The organism is Moorella naiadis (nom. illeg.), from assembly GCF_051020825.1.
Lineage (GTDB): Bacteria > Bacillota > DSM-521 > Neomoorellales > Neomoorellaceae > Neomoorella > Neomoorella naiadis.
The window spans coordinates 1-1,593 of record NZ_JAXGFQ010000074.1 but is presented as its reverse complement, the minus strand read 5'-3'; the positions used below and the strand labels follow the sequence as shown (position 1 = coordinate 1,593).

Annotated in this window: 1 protein-coding gene; it reads left to right on the top strand. The window is 50.7% G+C overall.

Annotated elements, in window-relative coordinates:
• Nucleotides 1-1,445, top strand: a 1,445-nt coding sequence (locus SDD30_RS17330; RefSeq protein WP_434076181.1) for a transposase, incomplete at its 5' end; no start/stop codon positions are given.
• Nucleotides 1,446-1,593 lie beyond the last annotated feature (148 nt).

Sequence of the window (1,593 nt, the reverse complement as noted above, 5' to 3'; positions counted from 1 at the left end):
TTATCAAGCACCTCTACGACTATACCGACGAGCAACTTTTGGAGCAGTATTACTTCAACTACCAGATAGCCTATGCCTTAGGCCAACGTAACCTGGGCGAACTCTATATTTGCGAAAGGACCCTTTATGACTTCCGCCGGCGGGTTTACGAGTATACCCTTAAGCATCCCGAAGAAGAGGACCTGATATGCCAGCAATTCCAAGGACTCCTTGACCACTTCATCGCCATCACCAAAATCAAGACCAATGAACAGCGCATGGATTCCACCGCCATCATGCCCAATATCAAACGAGCCGGAAGGTTAGCCCTGGCTTTCGACGTTTTAAAACAAGGGGTGGCAGCCTGCCCCCAGGAGCTATTGCCAGAGACCCTGCAAAAGGTTTTAGAGCCAGCCTTTAAAACCGAGGTCCTCTATCGCTCCCGCAGCCAGGAGGCATGCGCCAGGTTGGAAAAAGTCCTGGAACTGCAGGAGCAGCTTGTGGCTTTGACCTCCACCCGACCAGAAATCGCCAGCAAACCGGAGCTCAAACTCGTCCAACGCTTTCTGGCTGAACAGACCACCTATGACCCGGAACAAAAGCGGCGGGTAGTCAAAGAAAGCAAAGATATTAGCCCGGACTCCCTCCAGTCGGCCTATGACCCGGACGCCACCTTTCGTAAGAAAGGGAACAAAGAGCAGGTGGGTTACGTCTGCAACCTTACCGAGACCTGCAGTGAAGATAATGACGTCCAGTTCCTCACCGACTACACCCTGGCAAAGAACAGCAAAGCCGATGTCGAGATGGCCGCAGAGCGGCTACCCGAAATTAAAGAGCGAACCGGATTAACGGACCTCTACACTGATGGCGGCTTTTACGGCGAAGACACGCACCGTAAGGCCGAAGAAGAACTGGGTGTGAAGATGCACTATACCAATCTAACCGGGCGGAAACCGGCAGCAGATAAAATACCCTTGACTGACTTTAGCATCGAAAACCATAAAAAGATCTTAGCCTGTCCGCAAGGGCAGCCCCCCACCCACACCTTTTTTGACGAACCTAAAGGAAAAATTACGGCCTGGTTTGACCCCCAAACTTGCCGGGAGTGCCCCCGCCACGAACAGTGCCCGGTGAAGATCCAGAAGAAAAAAGCCTTGCTGCAATTTAATCAAAGCGCCCTTCTGGCAGCAGAGACCCGTAAAGAATTGGCCAGTGGCGAATGCCGGCGGCAAAACACCAGCAAACGGGTGGCCATCGAAGGAACCGTCTCGGCGATAAAACGCGGTCGCGGTGCTACCAAGCTAGCCGTACGAGGTCAAGTAAAGAGTGCCTTGGTAATGGGCCTGAAATGTATCGCCCATAATTTCCAGCAGCTTAAAAGCTGGTTTAAGATTAAAGCCAAAGAGGCTAAGGAAATATCTGTCAAAACAAAAATGCCTTTACAAGGGGTTAGTGTCCCTATTTGATGGAAAAACCAGGAAAAAGGGGGTGAATTGCGGTTTTAGGCTCGCCACTAATGCGACTATATCACCTATAAAATGCCATTTTTGATGTCAAAGAGCGATTGCGTACCTGGCATGAGTTAGTTATTTTGGGGTTCTTGCACCAGAATCA